At 43.9% G+C, this 19,641-nt stretch carries 17 protein-coding genes; 7 read left to right on the top strand and 10 right to left on the bottom strand.

Translation table 11 applies throughout. The features are described 5' to 3' along the window. Complete coding sequence (locus GQF63_RS12115) at positions 1 to 561, bottom strand: NADPH-dependent FMN reductase (protein WP_160369495.1); 561 nt, start codon at positions 559 to 561, stop codon at positions 1 to 3. Between the two features lie 89 nt (positions 562 to 650). On the opposite strand from GQF63_RS12115, the gene GQF63_RS12110 reads away from it, so the two are divergent. Beyond that, on the top strand, positions 651 to 3,092 hold the full coding sequence (locus GQF63_RS12110) for a ligase-associated DNA damage response DEXH box helicase (RefSeq protein ID WP_160369494.1): 2,442 nt from the start codon (positions 651 to 653) through the stop codon (positions 3,090 to 3,092). Then, on the top strand, positions 3,085 to 3,735 hold the full coding sequence (pdeM, locus tag GQF63_RS12105) for a ligase-associated DNA damage response endonuclease PdeM (protein WP_160369493.1): 651 nt from the start codon (positions 3,085 to 3,087) through the stop codon (positions 3,733 to 3,735). Before GQF63_RS12110 ends, pdeM begins: the two co-directional genes overlap by 8 nt. Before the next feature lie 5 nt (positions 3,736 to 3,740). Here the strand turns inward: pdeM and GQF63_RS12100 are convergent, their stop codons facing one another. From GQF63_RS12100 to GQF63_RS12080, 5 genes are all read right to left on the bottom strand, one after another. Beyond that, positions 3,741 to 4,265: a DinB family protein gene (locus tag GQF63_RS12100; protein WP_160369492.1), complete on the bottom strand. Its 525-nt coding sequence runs from the start codon at positions 4,263 to 4,265 to the stop codon at positions 3,741 to 3,743. Positions 4,266 to 4,275: 10 nt separating this feature from the next. Continuing rightward, positions 4,276 to 4,617 carry a hypothetical protein gene (locus GQF63_RS12095; RefSeq protein WP_212592560.1) on the bottom strand — a complete coding sequence of 114 codons (342 nt, stop codon included), beginning with the start codon at positions 4,615 to 4,617 and terminating at the stop codon, positions 4,276 to 4,278. Positions 4,618 to 5,166: 549 nt separating this feature from the next. Then, positions 5,167 to 7,404 carry a beta-glucosidase BglX gene (bglX, locus tag GQF63_RS12090; protein WP_246163510.1) on the bottom strand — a complete coding sequence of 746 codons (2,238 nt, stop codon included), beginning with the start codon at positions 7,402 to 7,404 and terminating at the stop codon, positions 5,167 to 5,169. A gap of 99 nt (positions 7,405 to 7,503) precedes the next feature. Further along, entirely contained in the window at positions 7,504 to 8,877 is a 1,374-nt protein-coding gene (locus tag GQF63_RS12085; protein WP_160369490.1) for a glucoamylase family protein, read from the bottom strand. 294 nt (positions 8,878 to 9,171) lie between these two features. Next, positions 9,172 to 12,021 carry a ligand-binding sensor domain-containing protein gene (locus tag GQF63_RS12080; RefSeq protein WP_160369489.1) on the bottom strand — a complete coding sequence of 950 codons (2,850 nt, stop codon included), beginning with the start codon at positions 12,019 to 12,021 and terminating at the stop codon, positions 9,172 to 9,174. Between the two features lie 68 nt (positions 12,022 to 12,089). Here GQF63_RS12080 and ispE point away from each other — a divergent pair, with 68 nt between their 5' ends. Next, the gene (gene ispE / locus GQF63_RS12075) at positions 12,090 to 12,896 is read left to right on the top strand and encodes a 4-(cytidine 5'-diphospho)-2-C-methyl-D-erythritol kinase (RefSeq protein ID WP_160369488.1); all 807 of its coding nucleotides are present in this window, start codon (positions 12,090 to 12,092) and stop codon (positions 12,894 to 12,896) included. Positions 12,897 to 12,936: 40 nt separating this feature from the next. Here the strand turns inward: ispE and GQF63_RS12070 are convergent, their stop codons facing one another. Both GQF63_RS12070 and GQF63_RS12065 read right to left on the bottom strand, forming a co-directional pair. Continuing rightward, positions 12,937 to 13,671: an LOG family protein gene (locus GQF63_RS12070; RefSeq protein ID WP_160369487.1), complete on the bottom strand. Its 735-nt coding sequence runs from the start codon at positions 13,669 to 13,671 to the stop codon at positions 12,937 to 12,939. Further along, complete coding sequence (locus GQF63_RS12065) at positions 13,664 to 14,506, bottom strand: ATP cone domain-containing protein (RefSeq protein ID WP_160369486.1); 843 nt, start codon at positions 14,504 to 14,506, stop codon at positions 13,664 to 13,666. Before GQF63_RS12065 ends, GQF63_RS12070 begins: the two co-directional genes overlap by 8 nt. 120 nt (positions 14,507 to 14,626) lie before the next feature. Here GQF63_RS12065 and GQF63_RS12060 point away from each other — a divergent pair, with 120 nt between their 5' ends. Beyond that, entirely contained in the window at positions 14,627 to 14,920 is a 294-nt protein-coding gene (locus GQF63_RS12060) for a YgaP family membrane protein (RefSeq protein WP_160369485.1), read from the top strand. A gap of 115 nt (positions 14,921 to 15,035) precedes the next feature. Next, on the top strand, positions 15,036 to 15,719 hold the full coding sequence (locus GQF63_RS12055) for an SIR2 family NAD-dependent protein deacylase (protein ID WP_160369484.1): 684 nt from the start codon (positions 15,036 to 15,038) through the stop codon (positions 15,717 to 15,719). A 186-nt stretch (positions 15,720 to 15,905) separates the two neighbouring features. Here GQF63_RS12055 and GQF63_RS12050 read toward each other — a convergent pair whose 3' ends face one another. Both GQF63_RS12050 and gdhA read right to left on the bottom strand, forming a co-directional pair. Further along, on the bottom strand, positions 15,906 to 16,151 hold the full coding sequence (locus GQF63_RS12050; protein ID WP_160369483.1) for a hypothetical protein: 246 nt from the start codon (positions 16,149 to 16,151) through the stop codon (positions 15,906 to 15,908). Between the two features lie 81 nt (positions 16,152 to 16,232). Then, on the bottom strand, positions 16,233 to 17,567 hold the full coding sequence (gene gdhA, locus GQF63_RS12045) for an NADP-specific glutamate dehydrogenase (protein WP_160369482.1): 1,335 nt from the start codon (positions 17,565 to 17,567) through the stop codon (positions 16,233 to 16,235). Positions 17,568 to 17,777: 210 nt separating this feature from the next. On the opposite strand from gdhA, the gene metA reads away from it, so the two are divergent. Further along, positions 17,778 to 18,722: a homoserine O-acetyltransferase MetA gene (gene metA / locus GQF63_RS12040; protein WP_160369481.1), complete on the top strand. Its 945-nt coding sequence runs from the start codon at positions 17,778 to 17,780 to the stop codon at positions 18,720 to 18,722. 8 nt (positions 18,723 to 18,730) lie between these two features. Beyond that, positions 18,731 to 19,555, top strand: a complete 825-nt coding sequence (locus tag GQF63_RS12035; protein WP_160369480.1) for a class I SAM-dependent methyltransferase — start codon at positions 18,731 to 18,733, stop codon at positions 19,553 to 19,555. Positions 19,556 to 19,641 lie beyond the last annotated feature (86 nt).

Raw genomic sequence — 19,641 nt, 5'->3', positions numbered from 1 at the left:
CTATTTTTTCACAAATCGGGCCACCCATTTTTCAAAAGCACCCATAAATCCTTTCAGGAATTTCTGGGTGTCTTCATTTATAAGCTTCCCTTGTTCATCAAAAAGCTTTGCTGCGTTGCCAATATAGGCCTCCGGTTGTGCCATCGTCGGCACATCCACAAATACCAAGGATTGCCGTAAATGATGGTTGGCACCAAAGCCACCGATAGCACCGATGGATACGCTGATGACGGCGCCGGGTTTGCCGCCCCATTTCGATTTGCCATAGGGCCGCGAGGCCACATCTATTGCATTCTTAAGAACCGCCGGCAGTGATCTGTTGTATTCCGGGGTCACAAAAATAAAGGCGTCAAACCCTTCAATTTGTTTGCGGAAGTCTGCATAACTGGCGGGCAAGGCATCGCCTTCGCTATCTTCGTTATAAAAGGGGAGTTGCCCTATTTCTACCAACTCCAAGCTATAGCCCTCCGGCGCAATTTCCATTAAATATTTCGCTGTTTTCCGATTGAAGGATTCTTTTCTTAAACTACCGACCAACAGGCCCACTTTAATCTTTTCCATAATCTATTTGTTTTAACAAACAACAAATAAATCCCCCAATTGTTAGGGATTCGGTAATATTCTCTTTATTTTGAATGCATATAGCGTCTATGAAAAACGAGTTAGCATCGGTATGGTTTTTTAATCAGGGTTGGCAACCGCATCCTTTCCAGGAGGCCTGTTGGCAAGCCATCGCCAAAGGGCAATCGGGTATTCTCAATGCACCTACTGGTTATGGAAAAACTTTCGCCATCTGGTTTGGCCTTATCCAACAGTATTATACGGCAGCCTATCAAGAAAAACTCGCCAAACAGCGTAAAAAAGGGCTCCACGCCTTATGGATTACGCCGCTGCGGGCGCTCTCCAAAGAAATACATCGGGTAACCGAGGGTGTTTCTAATGATTTAGAACTCGATTACCACATCGAACTCCGCACTGGGGATACCAGCACCGCCAATCGACAAAAACAACGCAAAAACCCACCGCAGGCTTTAATTACAACGCCCGAGAGTGTACACCTCCTCTTGGCCACTAAAGAGGGGCAGGCCTACTTCAAGCAATTGGAATTTATTGTTGTGGATGAATGGCATGAACTGTTAGGCTCGAAACGCGGGGTATTAATCGAATTGGCGCTAAGTCGCTTAAAAGCTATTAATCCCGAATTAAAGATATGGGGTATTTCGGCAACGATCGGAAACCTGGCCGCGGCCAAAACGATCTTATTGGGAATACATAATGATGGGGTGCTCATCAAAGCGGATATTCATAAAAAAATCGATATCAAAACCGTGCTGCCAGATACCCTGGAGAAATTCCCCTGGGCAGGGCACCTCGGAATCCGCCTGCTGGATAAGGTGGTGGATATCATCAATCAATACCAAACCACGCTTATTTTCACTAATACACGCTCGCAAGCTGAAATTTGGTACCAGCAGCTCATCAGCCAATACCCCGAATTTGCGGGCCTGCTAGCCATACACCATGGCTCCTTAAGCGATGAGGTACGCCTCTGGGTGGAAGAAGCCCTGCATGAAGCCCGACTAAAAGCTGTGGTATGTACCAGCAGCCTCGACTTAGGCGTCGATTTCAGGCCGGTAGACTGCGTCATCCAGATCGGGTCGCCAAAGGGTGTCGCCCGCTTTTTGCAACGCGCAGGGCGCTCCGGACATCGCCCCAACGAAACCTCGGTCATCTATTATGTACCCACCAACTCCTTGGAGATTATAGAAGGCGATTCCTTGAAGTATGCCGTAAAAGAGGGGATTGTGGAACAGCGGATCCCTTATATCCGATCTTTTGATGTGTTGGTGCAATACCTGATGACCTTGGCGGTTGGCGATGGTTTTGAACCCAACCAAATCTTTCAGGAAGTCCTGACGACGCATTGTTTTGAATCCATGAGCCGGGCGGAGTTTGATGATTGCATGGCCTTATTGCTACATGGCGGCTCAAGCTTGCAGGCCTATGATGATTTCCATCGCCTGGAATTGATCGATGGCCTGTATAAGGTCACCTCTCGTAAATTAGCCATGCGCCATCGCTTATCCATTGGGGCCATCGTTTCCGATCTGATGATGCGGGTCAAGTTTCTCTCCGGCAAATACCTGGGTTCTATTGAGGAATCTTTTATTTCCAAATTGAATGTTGGGGATGTATTCTGGTTTTCAGGCCGACAACTGGAGTTATTGCAGGTGTTGGGGAATGATGCTATCGTACGCCCTAGCCAAAAGAAGAAAGGCGTGGTGCCTTCCTGGATGGGGGGGCGTTTTGCCATATCTCCCGATTTAGGAATCGCCATTCGCCATAGTTTTAAAAGTATTCAGCAAACCCGGTCGACAAGTCCTGAAATACGATTTCTACAGCCTTTGTTTCAAGAACAAGCGCGAATTTCAGGCCTGCCCAAGGAGGATGAACTCTTGGTAGAATATATTGAAACCAAATATGGCCATCACCTTTTTATATACCCCTTTGATGGCAAGCTGATTCATGAAGGCATGGCGCAGGTGATTGCTTACCGCTTGGGTGAAATTAAACCTGCAAGCTTTAGCATTGCCAGCAATGAATATGGCATTGAATTGCTCAGTGATACCGCCTATGTTTTGGATGAAAAGCTTCTTAAAACGCTATTTTCCCCTAAAAACTTACATCAGGATATTAATTCGGGCATCAATGTGCAGGAAATGGCGCGCCGGCGCTTTCGCGATATCGCCGGCATTGCAGGCTTGGTGTTTCAAGGGTTCCCCGGCAAGCAGATGAAAAGCAAGCATCTGCAAGCAAATGCCGGACTTTTCTTTTCTGTCTTTTCTGAATATGAACCGAACAACTTACTTTTGCGGGAAGCCTATGATGAGGTGTTTGATTTTCAATTGGAGGAGGGGAGGTTAATAAAAGCTTTTGAACGCATTGCCAACCATAAGATCATTTTCCGACAATTGGATCGCTTGACACCTTTTTCATTCCCTATCTTTTCCGAATCTTTCCGGGAGCGGTATAGCAATGAAGACTGGCAAAGTAGATTAGAAAAATTAAAACTGCAATTATTAGATGGCTAAGCGACTGGAGCTAAATGGGTTGGAATGTTATTTATTGCCGCAACGTGCTTTCTATATTGCTAAATATCAGATGCTGCTGGTTTCCGACTGGCATTTAGGAAAGTTGAAGCATTTCCGCGCCGAAGGTCTTTTTGTGCCGGCACCGGCCATTCAAGAAGAACTCGCGCGCTTAGATGCGATTTTGAATGAAATACCTGTGAAACAGGTTGTTTTTCTTGGCGACCTCTTTCATTCCAAACTCAATTCCGATTGGCATCTTTTCTGTCAATACCTGCAAGGTAAAACAGGGATCAGCTTTAGCCTGACGGTTGGCAATCATGATATTTTGAACGATGAAGACTGGCATCGGGCCGGATTAAAACTTACAGATCACATCCTATTACCCGAAGGTATCCTACTTTCACATGAGCCTATAGTCGGGCTAGATGGGCATTTAATCAATATTGTGGGGCATGTACATCCCGGCTGTGTCATTCAAACGGCTGGCCGACAAACTTTTCGTTTGCCCTGTTTCCATTTGCAGAAACAACTGCTTACCTTGCCCGCTTTCGGTAAATATACCGGTCTCCATATCCTTCCGGCACATCAAGAGGCACGAATCTTCGCCGTTGTCGATCAAAGTATCCTAGAGCTTCCCGCATAGGGGAATTAATGTATCGACCGTTGCTGCTGTAAGGCGCGAACACAATGAATCGTTACTAATAACTGCCCATAATGGCGCTGCGCATGCTCGGCGGCATGAAAAAGTAAACCCATTAAGGTCGTCGGAATACGCTTTCTCCCCAAGTACCGCGTAGCTGTCAATGCTGCTGCTGAGCTATGCTTTAATTGCTCAATCGCTTGCTCCACCTGGTAGGAAAGGGCTTCTAGCAATTCATCGACCCCAAGTTCCTCATGTTTCATGGTTTCTTGTTCCAGGTACTCAAATTGATTTTCAGTAAGCGATTCCTCCCGTCCATAGGTAAACATGCGGTCAATGACCCCTCGCATATGTAAGAGGTGAAAGCCTACCGAGGCCATCCCAAATGGTTTTACCCACAGCAAGGTATCATCTTCAGCCGTTAATTGCCGATCCAGGTCTTCCAGAATTTGCAGCAAGACATGGGCTACCGGCTGTAATAAGTCGGGCACCTCCGGAACAGGGCCACGCATCCATACTTCCAAATTTTCCATAGGTTTCTTTTTAAGAATTTATCGATTCTTTTCCGCCGAAGGTCACCATCACCATGCCTAGGATCAATACCAAGGAGCCAAGAATCTGCATCCAGCTGAGGGGCTGTCGGAACCATAAGGCCATGGCAATTTGCACTGACAAAAACGTGCCCCCCGAGCCCAAGGCAATCACCACCGGCTGTGGCACCGTTTTAAACAGCTGAACCAAAAACCAACTCGCTGACAGAATAATAATATTCCCCGCAACAAGTGCTTTCCATTGATGCTTCGGGTAAATACCCCCGTATTTAAAGATAATGGTTGAACCAATCTGGCACATCCAAAATGCAGCGAAATAGACCATTTTTATCATAATATAAATATAGAATAATTTTGAATGTGAAAAGGCGGGGGGAAGTGATTTTGATGGAGGGAGGTGATTTACCCTTCGGTACGTTTTGTCATGGTGCTGTCATCGTGAGCGGAGTCGAACGACTGGTACGTCAGTACAGGTGATACACACATACATTTACTGATTAACAATCTATTAATAAAAAAAATATAATTCATTACTTTAACAAATATAACAGCGCAACAAACAGTTAATAACAAAGCCGTTCATCATAAAAACTTGCAATGCTATATTAAAATAATATGTTGTTGATAAGCATGTTAAAGATGAAAGATTGCACTGACGTACCAGTCGTTCATGGTTCGTGGTTCGACTCCGCTCACCATGACAGCACCATGACAAAACAATGGCAGATCACGATGAAAGCACTTGTCTAACTCTCTCCCTTTTCTCTCCCTTTTCACTTCCCTTTCAAACCCCTTTCACACCCCTTTGCAATGGGCTTGTAATAGGCAATGAAAAGCTTAAAAAAAGCCTCTGCTAAAATTAATAACAGAGGCTTTTTCGAAGCTAATTAATAAGCTTAAAGTCTCCGCTTAATACATCTCTCGAATTTCCGCCGATGAAGACTTTAAAATCTCCGGGTTCAGCGATATGCTTCAGCTGTTGATCATAGAATTTAAGGTCTTCAACGGTGATGTTAAATTTCACTCTCTTGCTTTCTCCTTTTTTCAAAAAGACCTTTTGGAAGTTTTTAAGTTCTTTTACCGGGCGGGTGACAGAGCCGACCATATCTCGGATATAGAGTTGCACCACTTCCTCGCCATCGTAATTTCCGCTGTTTGTTACATCCACTTGAACTTCCAGGCTTCCCTCACTGTTCAATTCGGGATGGCTAAGCTTCAGCCCGCTATAGTCAAATTTGCTGTAGCTTAAGCCGAATCCGAAGGGGTAGAGGGGCTCATTGCTTACATCCAAGTAGTTAGACCGGAACTTTTGGAACCAGGTTCCCTCGGCTAAGGGGCGGCCTGTGTTTTTATGCGCATAGTATAAAGGAATTTGTCCTACGTTCTGTGGGAAGGTGGCAGGGAGCTTTCCACTTGGGTTCACATCGCCAAATAATACATCGGCTACGGCTTTGCCAGTTTCTGTTCCGCCAAACCAAACATTTAATATGGCGGGTACATGCTGATCTTCCCAGCTTAGCGTTAAGGGGCGACCCGTAAACAATACCAATACCACCGGTTTGCCGGTTTTCAATAAGGCCTCCAATAAGCGACGTTGGCTTGCCGGGATATTTAAGTCTGTGCGGCTGGAGCTTTCCCCCGACATTTCAGAGCTTTCTCCTAAGGCTGCCACAATTACATCGGCAGATTGCGCCAGCTGTAAGGCTTCCTCGATTAGGAGCTGCGGATCGCGATCATCGCGTGGAATAGTTCTGCCAAACATGGTGGAACGTTCTTGCAGGGCCGCATCATCGCTGAGGTTTGCACCCAGATGGCTCGTAATGTTCACTTGCTTGCCCAATACTTCTTTCATCCCTTCAACTAGAGTTTGGGTATTTGCATGGTCGGCACTGACAGACCAAGTTCCCGGCATATTTGCACCGGTATTGGCTAAGGGGCCGATGACAGCGACCGTGCCTTGCTTTTTCAAGGGCAGGGTTTGGCTTTCATTTTTTAAGAGAACAAAAGATTTGGCGGCGGCTTTTCGGGCTAATGCGCGATGTTCCGGCGTGAAAATCTCTTTTTTTGCACGTTCCTCATTGCAATAGCGGTATGGATCGGCAAATAGACCTAAGCGGTATTTTGCCTCCAGCACATAGCGGCAGGCCCGATCTATCGCTTCCATATTGACCTTGCCCTGCTCTAAGGATTGTTTTAGTGTGGTCAAGAAGCCTTCACCCACCATATCCATATCTACACCAGCATTTAAGGAAAGGGCGGAAACCTGTTGCAGATCGCCTAATCCATGGTCTATCAATTCATTGACAGCGGTATAATCGGTGACAACCAGTCCATTAAATCCCCAATCTTGACGCAGCAAATCGGTTAATAGCCAGCGGTTGGCAGTGGCCGGTACGCCGTTGATATCGTTAAAGGAGGTCATCACCGATAAGGCACCAGCGTCTAATGCCGCTTTATAGGGCGGCAGGTATTCGTTATACATGCGGTGCAAGCTCATATCGGTGCTGTTATAGTCGCGACCGGCTTCCCCTGCGCCATACAGGGCAAAATGCTTGACACAGGCCAAGAGGGTATTGGGTTGGCTGAGGTCTTTTCCTTGGTAGCCCCATACCATTTCTTGGGCAATGCGGGAGGTTAGGTAGGTGTCTTCGCCACTTCCTTCCGAAATTCGACCCCAACGTGGATCTCTGGAGATATCAACCATGGGCGAGAAAGTCCAATTGATGCCATCGGCACTCGCTTCAATAGCGGAGACGCGTGCGGTTTGTTGAATCAAGGGCATGTCCCAAGTGGCGGCCAAGCCTAAGGGAATGGGGAATACCGTTTTATAACCATGGATAACGTCCATGCCAAAGATAATCGGGATTTTTAAACGGGAATGTTGAACAGCGAGTTCCTGTGCTTTCCGAATTTTAGCCGGGGAACTCATGGAAAAGATTCCGCCGATCTGGCCGGCTTTAATTTTGGCTTCTACATCCGTCGAAACCACCGAACCGGTGGTAGCTTCACCACCTGTAACCAGGTTCAATTGGCCTATTTTTTCTTCCAGGGTCATTTTGCCGAGCAGCTCGGTAATAAATCCATCCATGGATGCCTGTTGTGCCTGGCTACCAAAGCCCATAAGGAGGAGGCTCGAGCACAGGATATGCTTGAATAATTTCATGACAAAGGGGGTTTAATAAATCAATAAGTCAGCGATCGCCATGCGGCGACCCTGATTTTATTTTAAGTGCGGGCTTTGAAAGCCTAGTTTTTTCAGCCCTAATCTAATTTCTGGTGCGCCCATAAATAGATCCCAGATCAATGCGGTGCGGTAATTTTCGATCATCACCACAATAGGGCCTTGATCGATGGCTAAATAACGTTGTGGATACCAGTCTGCAGTTTCGCTATAGGCATCGTAAAAGCCATATTTCCCCCAAACTTTATCGCCTAGTCCTTGAAACAGATATTTGGCAAATTGGATGCTTTCTTTCGGGGTATAAGCAATGGATGATAACGCAGCAGTGGGGCTAATGACAGATTTATCATTGTCCGGATGGTGCGCATCATAACCATTGATGGAATAACTGGCGGTCCAGCCCCAACCTTTATCAGGACCGTAGCCTTTAAATCCTTGCGGATTCTCTTGGCTATAGGCTACATGAATGCGGGCATGATTAACAACGGCGTCTTCATAGGATACATAACGGTCTTTTAATCCGCGCGGGTCTAAGCCCAGAAAGGAGTAATGCGCCCAGAACAGGGGGCCTACAGCACCTTCGGCGGCATTATGCTTTACTTCCGTAGGGATGCCGTATTTTTGGATGGAAGTTTTTATTTTTCCGTTTCTAGCCCAGCCCTGGTTGTAAACGGCTGTATCGATAGCATGCGTAGGAGAAGAGGCTGCCAATACATAGGTAATTAGGCATTCATCATAACCTTGGATAGCATGGTTCATTCCAAATTGATGGACAGGGCTCCAATGCCAAAACAAAACGTTCTGACCATTGGTATAATGCTTCCAATTGATACCACGCCATAAACTGTCGGCTTTGCGAGCAATTTCGCGTTGGGAATCGTTTCCATTTTTAAAATATTCACGCACAACAAGTAGTCCTTGTGCTAAGAAGGCAGTTTCTACAATATCGCCACCATTGTCTTTTTCACTAAAGGCTTTCACCTCACCCACATTTCCATGATACCAATGGGCCCAAGCGCCTTCAAATCGAGGAATGCGGGTCAGGTAATCCAGCACCCGGTGTAAGCGTTCTTCCCCTTCGCCTTTGCCGATAAAGCCACGTTCCATACCAACCACCATACTCATTAACCCAAAGCCACTGCCGCCGGTTGTAATCACGTTTTTATCGTCCTGCGGATACACATCATCCATATGTATTCTTTCGCGTGCCAATCCGGTGATCGGTTCGGCACCTTCCCAGAAGTATTGAAAGGTTTGTTTTTGGATTTTCGTTAATAGGCTATCATTCTCCTGCAGCAAGGCATCATCGCGAAGCACACGTTGCTCGGCTTGCTGGTCTTTTTTAACCTGGCAAGATTGCATACTGAAACTGCTGATTAGGAGGGTAACTGAAAGGAGCGAATGTATCTTCATGCTGTATATCAATAGGTGGATTTATTAGCTTAATTAATGCGTGGTTATTTCTTTCCTTTAACAAAGATGTGATGTATAAGTTTGAAAAGGAAATAATTACATTATACATAACTACTACAGGCTGAAATAGACTGCTCAGATGGGTTAATAAGGGAAGGTATCTTCTTGTTTTTGTGCGCTTTAGTAAGGGGATGGACTACAGCAAAAATAAATGAATGTGTATAAAATACACTTAGTAGGATGTGAGGTAATGATGTAGTTTATTTTGGGGTTTTCTATACCTTCAGGCTTTACTTAAAGTTCCAATAGAAACTCCGTCAGGTTTTTCTCCGTTGGTAGGTTCAGTTTTTTACGCAGGCGATAGCGTCTGATTTCTACGCCACGGGTACTGATATTGAGGAGGGATGCAATCTCCTTGCTCGACATATTCAAGCGTAGATAAGCACAGAGTTTAAGGTCATTAGGCACCAGGCTCGGATAATCGAGTTTTAATTTCTTGAAGAAGTTTTCATGGGCTTCATTGAAACTTTTTTCAAATAGATCCCAATCCCGGTCATCGGAGTGAGCTTCATCGATTAGTTTATTTACCCGACGCAATTGTTCATGGCTCAGTTTATTGCCTTGTGCATCGTTTAAATTGGTTAATTCGTGGTGCAGGTTATTGAGCATTTCATTTTTATACACAATATTCATAGCAGCATTGGCCAGTTCTCGGTTTTTAATGGCTAATTCCTGTTCCAATTGATCATTTTTTAATGCCATGAGTTTTCGCTCGTTCATCTCGGCTTCTTTGGCCAGGCGGGCTTCCTGATCGGCAAGCATCTTTTTGCGCAGTACGATTTGTTGTTCTTCCAAGCGTTTGTCATAAAGACGTTTACCTAAGTAGAACAATGCGCCCAGGATGAGGAGGTAGCCGAGGATGGCGATCCAATGCAGGTACCAGGGCGGATGGATAAGCATGGGCAGCGAACTGATTTCTGATTGTTGCCCATTGGGTCCCAGGGCCCGAACATGGAAGGTGTAATCGCCGTAGGGAAGATTCGTGAAATCCTTAAAGGCAACCTCTTCCCAATTTGACCAGCTATCGGTATAGCCCTCCAACCAATATTGATACCGGATATTGGAGGAAGCAAACCAGGGGCTGGCATAGGCAATCCGTATATTATTTTCCCGATAAGGGAGCTGTAGCTCCTCGTAAATAGCGATAGGATCTTTCGTGGTGTTCCAAACTTGACTTATATAAGGTTTTGGTATACTGCTATTTTGCCCATGTTGATTAAAGTAAAGAGCGAATCCATTATCCATGCCTATCAGGCTTATCTTTTCGTCTACATTAAAGATATACTCATAATGGTTCATCATTTTACCACGTAAGGAATTCCAGGAGGAAGAGTCAATTTTCACCTTGCCTTCGTTCAGTAGTTCCACTTTGGCAATATGCGATTTCTTAATAAACCAGTATTCTTTATTGGATAGGGGGATTATTTTATTGGCGTTTTGGAAGCTTTTAAGCTGCTTGTTTAGCTCTTGATAGGGCTTAAAGCTATTGACGATATTATCGTACTGATAGAAGCCAGAATCTGTCGCAAAAACAATGTTATTGGCCAGGTTGAACACCCCATGTATATTTGTGTTTTGCGGCAGGCCGGTTTGTACGGGATCGATCTGCTGCACCTGCTGTAAATCATCACCCAGGCGCATGATATAAACGTTTTGGCTATTGGTTAACCAAAACTCTTGGGCATTACGCTGCAGCATGGAACGGATAGGCACCTTGATTTGCTCAAATTGTTTAAGAAAGCGAGCCTTGGGTTGCTCTTCCATCAAGCCGATGCCGGTATAATTTCCTTGTAACCAATAGCCTGCCTGTTGGAAGTGCAGGAAACTCCAAGCGCCTGTAGTCCAGGAAATTTGTTCCAAGCTATGGCCGTTTACTAAAAATGTACCATTGTTATGACCACAAACCAGCTGCCCATTCATGTTGACCAATTGCCAGACCTGTCCTTGAGAATTTGGAATAATCGTAAAATCTAGGGCTTTGAAATGGTCTATACCATTCCAATCGCTGACGAATAAACCTTGATTGCTGCCCAAGTATACCTTTTTATTAAAGATAATGGCCGTATAAACTGTGCCGATTTTACCGGTAAGATCGGCGTAATAATAGAGTGGGCTGTTAATGTCAATGCGGTCGACTCCATTATCAAGACCGACCCAGAGGTTGGCTTGCTTATCCAGCGCCATACTTAAGACGGTGTTGTTTTGCAGGCCGTTGTTTTTGTTGATTTGTTGCACCAATTCACCCTCTCCATTGATAATATACACCCCGTTTTGAATGGTTCCAAAGGCATATTGATCGCCGAATAGGCTTAAGGCATTGTTTATTTGATAGCGACTAAGTTGTTGTTGAACTTGCGTTTCCCAGGGTTTAATGTTGCCTAGTTTATCCATGAGGAATAATCCATGTTTTGCCGTAGCGATCAGAATCTGCTCCTCTTTAAAAGGAAGCATCCCTAGGATGTTTTTACCACGCAGCAGATCGGCATCTTTTACTTTCGCCAACTTTCCTTGGACGAGTTCAAACAAGCCGGATGGTAATTGTTCAAAGAACATCCGCCCTTCCACATTAAAGTTAAAGAGGAAAGGTTCGCCGTTTGCTGTTAAGGTTTTTATTTCGTTGTGCTGATAGATATAGCATTTGGAGAAGGCATGGAAGAAGATTTGATCGCCCACACGGGTTATACGCCATATTTCATCGTTTTTTAGGGCGTTTTGGTCTTTCACCAAGGCCGACAGGTTGCTGTATTCCATTTTCCCAAAACGTCCTCTTTTCCAAAAGCCGAATTCACCTGCGCCACCTACAAAAATACGGTTATCACGGTCGACATGCACACTTCGGAGGCTTTTTTGATTTTTGGTTTGATGGAGTTTCCATTCCTGCCCATCGTAACTCAAGAGGCCATCGGTATTGGCGACATAGATAAACCCTTCTGTACTTACTGCTATTCCCCAGTTTTGATTGCCGGCATGGTAGGTAGATTTGTTGTATTGTTGGACATAGGGCGTGCCTACCCTTGGTATATTTTGTCCATGGGCATGGAAAATTCCAAACAGAAAAACGATGACTATGTAGATTAACCTCAAGAATACAACAGTATTGATAAAACAAATATAGCATTTACCGATATAATGTCTATTTTTTATCTTTGTGTATGCTAAAATTTGCAAATGCGAAAATAAACATTGGCCTGCATGTTACGGAACGGCGTGCTGATGGCTTTCATAACTTGGAAACCATCTTTTATCCGGTTCAATTGTATGATGTTGTCGAGCTGTTGCCAGCCAACGAGCTGTCGCTTCATATTCATCTGGCAAGTTTAGCTGTTGATGAGCAAAACCTATGCTTAAGGGCATATCGTTTATTGGCTGCTGATTTTAACTTGCCGCCAGTAGCGCTGCATTTATTAAAGCATATTCCGATGGGTGCCGGTTTAGGGGGTGGTTCTGCTGATGCGGCCGTCACCTTACTCTTATTGAACGAGCAGTTCAATTTAGGGCTATCTACGCTAGCATTAGAAGCCTATGCTGCGAAATTGGGGGCTGATTGTCCATTTTTTATTCAAAATAAACCCATGTATGCGGAAGATATCGGAACGAAATTAAGTCCTATTCAGCTGGATCTTTCAGCCTATAAGATTGTGATTTTAAAACCCGATCTGCATATTTCTACCGCAGAAGCCTATAAGAACGTAAGCCCATTAACACCACAAATTGACCTTAGGGAGGCCGTTCAATTACCTATTCAGGAATGGAAACTGCATATTAAAAATGATTTTGAGATTGGCCTTTTTGACCGCTATCCGCAGATTGCAGAAATAAAACGACGTTTTTATGAAGCAGGCGCATTGTACTCGTCCATGACGGGCTCTGGTTCTGCCGTCTTCGCTATATTCGAGGAAGTGGATGCCTTGAAGGAAATGGAAGAATTAGGGCAGTTATTTTGGCCTACAGCACTTTAAGAAACAGCAAAACAGGCGCCGGATAGGTGCCTGTTTTGATTTATACTGCTTTTTTCTCGCCTAAAATCCAACTTGGTTTTGGTTCATCTAAGCTGATGATTCTATTCTTGTCGGCATATTTGATGATGTGATCGGCTGCTTCCTGGATATCATCCGTGAACAGCAAAAGGTCCTGATCTTCCGGAGAGATGGTTTTAGCGGCAATCATTTTGTCTACATGTTCGATTATGCCTTGATGATAATCCAAGCCCATCACGACAATTGGGAATTGCGAAACTTTCTTGGTTTGGATTAAAGTCAGGGTTTCAAAAAACTCATCTAAGGTGCCGAATCCTCCCGGCATAATTACAAAGGCAAAGGAGTACTTCCGTAATAATTCCTTGCGCACGAAGAAGTAATCGATATTGACAAACTTGTCCATATAAGGATTGTGCTTCTGTTCATGGGGTAATACAATATTACAGCCAACAGAAAGACCGTTTACATCTTTTGCGCCGCGATTCGCGGCTTCCATAATGCCCGGGCCGCCACCTGTCATGATGGTGAATCCCTGCTTGGCCAAGCTTGCCGAGATACTGCGGGCTTGGATATAATAGGGATGATCTTCAGCAAAGCGTGCTGACCCAAATACCGTGACACAGGGCCCTACAAAGTGCAGCGTACGGAAGCCTTTCATAAATTGAAAGATGACGCCTATGGCATATTTTAATTCATTCCAGCGACCACGCGCTCCTTTTAAGAAGCTGATCTCTTCTCTGACAAATTTGTTACTCATGGGATAAAGGACTATTAATTAATTCTTCGGCTTCGGTGAGGACCTGATTCTTTTTATCGGCTTTGATTTGTAAGCGATCGAGTACTTTTGGTTCTTTTAACAGGTCTTTCACGCAGATGCACTGATACTTTAACAACATGGCCTTATCTTGTGTGCTTAAGGTAGTTAAACAAGTAATAGGGTATTCTCCGGTATTATCTACACGGGTTTTTATGCTTGTGCCGTTGGGGTAATCCCAAGACAGCAGGTTCATGTTGTAATATTCGCCGAATTTGATAGAATCGCTCGTTAAATAAGCATTGGTTACCAGCCAGCCATCGGTAAATTGCTTGTTTTGGTTGAAAAATGGATAGGATATGCCCATAATATCCGTAACGCGCGATTTAAAATACATCGGCGTGGTAACCGATATTTTCGCATCTTCATCATTGCGGAATTTACACTCCATGGCCAGCATTTCATCACCTTTGAGGGCAACCACATCGATTTCGTGGGTTACAGCATGCCCTTGTACCGTTTGGCCAGTGATGGCTTGATAGCCATCTTCCTGAAATAGACGAGCCACCCATTTTTCAAAGTAAAACCCTTCGGGTCCTAATTGTCGCAAGGCCCTTTTTAGGCTATAACGGGCAGCATAGGAATTTTTCTTGGATTTTAAAGCTTTGAAAGCCAGCTCGTAAAGCTCTTTGGTGCTGATACCATCATATAAGCAATCTTTTATTGTAGCATAAACGGTTTGTACCTCCAGCTCGGAAGCTCCAGAGCGCATTAGTGACCTTCTTAAACTCGATTCATCGAAGGGAACTAAATCGCCTGAGTATTTTTTAACTAGCATATAAACTGTATTTTAGTGTTGAATGTACGAAATTATATAGGGAGATATCAAAATTTGTACCTAATCGGAAACAAATTCCCTTTTTAATCGTTCTATCCATAGAAAATAAAAATGAATCATATGAGTGGAATCGTAAATTATGCCTTTGATAAGCTAAAAACTAAGCTCGATGCTTCCTGTCATGAAGGCAATGTGGGTACTTCGGAACGCATTTTATCGGTCATTGCTGGCGGATTTATTTTAGGGATGGGCTTAAAGTCCATTGTAAAACGTCCCATGCGCGCTTTTTCCGGGGTAACCTTGGGAGGCGCATTGATTTACCGTGGTGTAACCGGATATTGTCCGGTGAAGGAGTCCATTGAACCCAAAGAGCCGGAGGCAACAGTTATTGAACATCGGTATTTTGTGAAATAAACGATGATTCTTATAGAAAAGAGGCTAAATCTATGAAAGTAGATTATAGCCTCTTTTTTTTTCTGAAAATTGGAGCTCCAGCTGTAGTTTATTGTAAATTGATAAAAAAAAGAGCATGAAAAAGATCGTGATATTCACGGGGGCCGGCGTATCGGTTGAAAGCGGGCTTCCGACTTTTCGGGGAACAGATGGGCTATGGGAAGGCCATCGCATTGAGGAGGTCGCTACACCGGAAGCCTGGCAACGAAACCCGGAATTGGTGCAGCGTTTTTATAACCAGCGGCGCAAAGACTGCATGCGGGTGATACCCAATGCGGCGCATCGTTATTTTGCGGAATTGGAACAGGATTATGATGTGCATGTGATTACGCAGAATATTGATGATTTGCACGAACGGGCAGGAAGTTCCAGCGTGCTGCATTTGCATGGGGAAATACGGAAGGCCCAATCATCGAAAGATGCAGGCTTGGTGTATCCGATTGCGGGAGATGAAATTAAAATGGATAGTGTTTGCGAGTTGGGATCTCCCTTGCGGCCGCATGTGGTTTGGTTTGGTGAGGCTGTGCCCAATATGGTTCCTGCGGCAAAGCTTGTGGAGGAGGCCGATGTGTTTATTGTGGCGGGTACATCGCTGCAAGTATACCCGGCGGCGAATTTACTGTATCACTGTAAGCCGGGCTGTCAAATCATAATTGTCGACCCCAATGCCAAGCAATTGGCCATTCCGGCCAATGTGATTAAAATACCGCATTCAGCAACGAAAGCTATCGATTATTTGGCAGAAATACTAAGCAAATAATATTTTGTTACCATATATAAGTCATATATAATCAATGTATTATGATATTTACCTTTATTTACAGTTTATATTAATGCTTAAGTAGAGGTGAAAAAAGCGCCCCGAAACAAAATATTATTTTGTTTCGGGGCGAATGATTTTTTATTAAACAGATATACAGCTAATTACATGCTATATATAAAGATTTTATTGATATTTATTATAGGTGCTAATGATTGCCTTTCGCATGTGGGCAAATAGCGCTAATACCTCGTTAATAAATGCTTCGTCTAGCATCTCAAAAACGCCATTGATGCCACCTACCACATCGGCTTCGGCCAGTTTATAGGATTGCTCTAAGCTGCCTTGTTCAAACTTGATAATATACTTTTGGTTCATGCCGAACAGGGTAATCTTACAATCGGGATGTGGTAATTCTGCTAATACTCTCATAATAGGAATGCTTTAGAAAAAATGCATAAAAAAAAGTCCCGACCGAAGTCGGAACCCTACAAATATAGATATAAATTAAGATTATACGACGCCTTGGGCTTTCATGGCTTCGGCTACTTTGATGAAGCCACCGATGTTTGCACCCTTGAGGTAATTGACATAGCCGTTAGGCTCTTTGCCATAACGAACACAGGTTTTATGGATGTTCTCCATAATTAATTTCAACCGGTGATCTACTTTTTCCGGGCTCCATTGTTGTCCAATTGCATTTTGAGACATCTCTAATCCCGAGACTGCAACACCGCCAGCGTTGGCTGCTTTGCCGGGGCCAAAATGGATTTTTGCCTGGTCATATACTTTAATGGCTCCAGCAGTAGAAGGCATATTCGCACCTTCGGCCACTATTTTACAGCCATTTTTCACTAATTTTTTAGCATCAGCTTCATTGATTTCATTCTGTGTGGCGCATGGTAAAGCGATATCACACTTGAACTGCCAAGGGTTTTCTTTGGCATGATAGCTTGCTGAAGGATATTTTTTCGCGTATTTCGCCAAGTCGCGACCGAGGCTAGCGATATAGTTCAGTTTTTCTAAGGTAAAACCTTCCTTATCATAAATAGTGCCTTGACTATTAGAAAGAGTAATGACTTTAGCGCCCATTTGAATCCCTTTCTCTGCCGCATAATAGGCTACATTGCCGGCACCAGAGATGCTGATTACTTTGCCTTCCATAGACTCGTTATTGTAGTCTAACACGCATTGTACAAAGTAGAGTAGGCCATAACCTGTGGCTTCCGGACGGATATAAGAACCGCCCCACTGCGGACCCTTGCCGGTTAATACACCGGTGAAATTATTTTGAATGCGCTTGTATTGCCCAAAGAGGTAGCCGATTTCTCGCGTTCCTACACCGATATCGCCGGCAGGAACATCGGTTTCAGCACCGATATGACGGTAAAGCTCGGTCATAAAGCTTTGGCAAAAACGCATAATTTCGTTGTCTGATTTTCCTTTAGGGTCGAAGTCTGAACCGCCCTTACCACCACCAATAGGAAGGCTGGTTAAGCTGTTTTTAAAGACTTGTTCAAAGGCTAAGAATTTTAAGATGCTTAAATTGACATCCGGGGCAAAACGTAATCCACCTTTATAGGGGCCAATGGCTGAATTCATCTGCACACGGTAGCCACGGTTAATTTGGATTTGATTCTGATCATCTAACCAGCTTACCCGGAAAGAAAGGACACGCTCGGGCTCAACCATGCGTTCCAGGATTTTCAGATCCGCAAAATCAGGACGATGCTCGTTAATATAAGGGATTAAATCTTCAATCACCTCCGTAACGGCCTGTAGAAATTCAGGCTCGTTGGGATTGCGAAGTTCTACGTTTTTGATAAAATTCTTAAGGTTTAAGGACATTTATTAGAGATATTTTATAGTATTTCCAGCAATATTAGCGAAAATTAATAATAAATGCCAATTTTATACAAAATTTGTTTTAACATGTAGCTTTAACTGATAAATGGAGAATAGGGTTTAATTTAAACGTCAATTTACCAGCTTGGTTATAGAAAACAACTTTCAATTTGTACATTTGTCAACTTAAAAATGAAAAGGAGGGAATAGCATATGCCAGTTAAGATACCAGATAATTTACCTGCAATAGAACTTTTAAAAAAGGAAAACATCTTTGTCATGAGCGATCTTCGCGCGAATACGCAAGATATTCGACCGATGAAATTACTCGTGCTAAACCTGATGCCTTTAAAGATTTCTACAGAAACAGATTTTATCCGTTTGCTGTCTAACAACCCCTTGCAGGTGGAGATGGATTTTTTACGGTTGGCAACCCATAACCCTAAAAACACACCTGAAGAGCATTTGGAGATGTTTTACAAAAGCTTTGAAGAGGTGAAAGCTAACACCTACGATGGCATGATTATCACAGGGGCTCCTGTAGAGATGCTGCCATTTGAGCAGGTTAGTTATTGGCCGGAGGTGACGATGATTTTCGATTGGGCTCGCCAGCATGTTTTTTCTACATTATACATTTGTTGGGCCTCTCAAGCGGCACTTTATCATTTCTATGGCGTGGAGAAGCAGCCTTTAGGTTCGAAACTATTCGGTGTATTTAAGCATACGGCATCCGATAAAAAAGATCCGTTGTTCCGTGGATTCGACGATGAATTCTATATTCCCCACAGCCGGCATACGACCTTGTTACCAGAGGATGTAAAAGCCAAGCCGGAGATTTCCGTGCTTTCGGAATCAAAGGAGGCAGGAATGGCTATTTTAGCGACTCGTGGTGGTCGTGAATTGTACCTGACAGGCCATTCTGAATATGCACCATTAACCTTACATGAGGAATATATGCGTGATATGGAGAAAGGATTAGAAATTGAGGTGCCCGCAAATTATTATCAGGATGATAAGCCGGAATTAGGTCCTGTAGTACGTTGGTCAGGACATGCTAATCTCCTGTTTAATAACTGGTTAAACTATTACGTTTATCAGGAAACTCCATATGATTTAAAAGAGGTACCAAACCTCGGTGATATCAAAATTAATGGCTAAGTATTGCGATGGCGAAGCAAGGACTGGTGAGTCGAGAAATTGAAGATTTTTACAATAAGGCCTCAGAAGAAGATCGCCTAAATTCGGGTTTAGGGATGTTTGAGTTTGAGCGTATTAAAGCATTAATAAGCAGGTTCTTAAGCAAAGATTCGCTGCTTGTTGATGTAGGCGGGGGCACAGGGAAATATGCGGAGTGGTTGGCACAGCTTGGCCATACCGTTTATTTGATTGAACCCTTAGATAAACACCTAAAATTAGCCGAAAAACGAGCTACAAAATTTAAAGCGCGTTTTAAAGTGATAAAAGGGGAGGCCCAAGCCTTGGATTTCCCCAGCGAGAAAGCCGATGTCGTAATATTGCATGGTCCTTTGTATCATTTACAGCAGGAGGGAGCGCGACTAAAGGCCATTCAAGAAGCGAAACGTGTCCTTAAACCTGGCGGTGTGATCCTTGGTTTTGCCATCAATTATTCCGCATCGACGATCGTGGGTTTAATGAATGGACTGATTCACGTTCCTTCATTTTTAGCCATGTGCCAGGAAGAATTATCCACAGGTATGCATCAGGCGCCAGCCGATTTACCGGGGATGATGGCAGAAGCCTATTACCATAAGCCGGCACAATTGAAGGCTGAGTTTGAGGCCTGTGGCTTAGAAGTCGATAAATTGTATGCCGTGGAAGGGATGACCTGGTTGGATAAGTCGTACTTTGAAAGTATGTTGAATAAGCAGAAAAGAAAAAACTTGGATGCGATAAGTTTGCTGACCGAGAATGATGAACAATTGCTTACCTTGAGCCCGCACATGATGATTGCCGCCTATAAACCCCAATAAATACATCTATATATTGGGTAAATAATATAATGTTAATGTAATAAATTATCGTATTAAGTATTTTATTGTTAGTTTTCCAATGTTTT

The organism is Sphingobacterium humi, assembly GCF_009768885.1.
Classification (GTDB): domain Bacteria; phylum Bacteroidota; class Bacteroidia; order Sphingobacteriales; family Sphingobacteriaceae; genus Sphingobacterium; species Sphingobacterium humi.
Note: the sequence above shows the minus strand (reverse complement) of the source record. Positions and strands in the feature narration are given on the sequence as shown.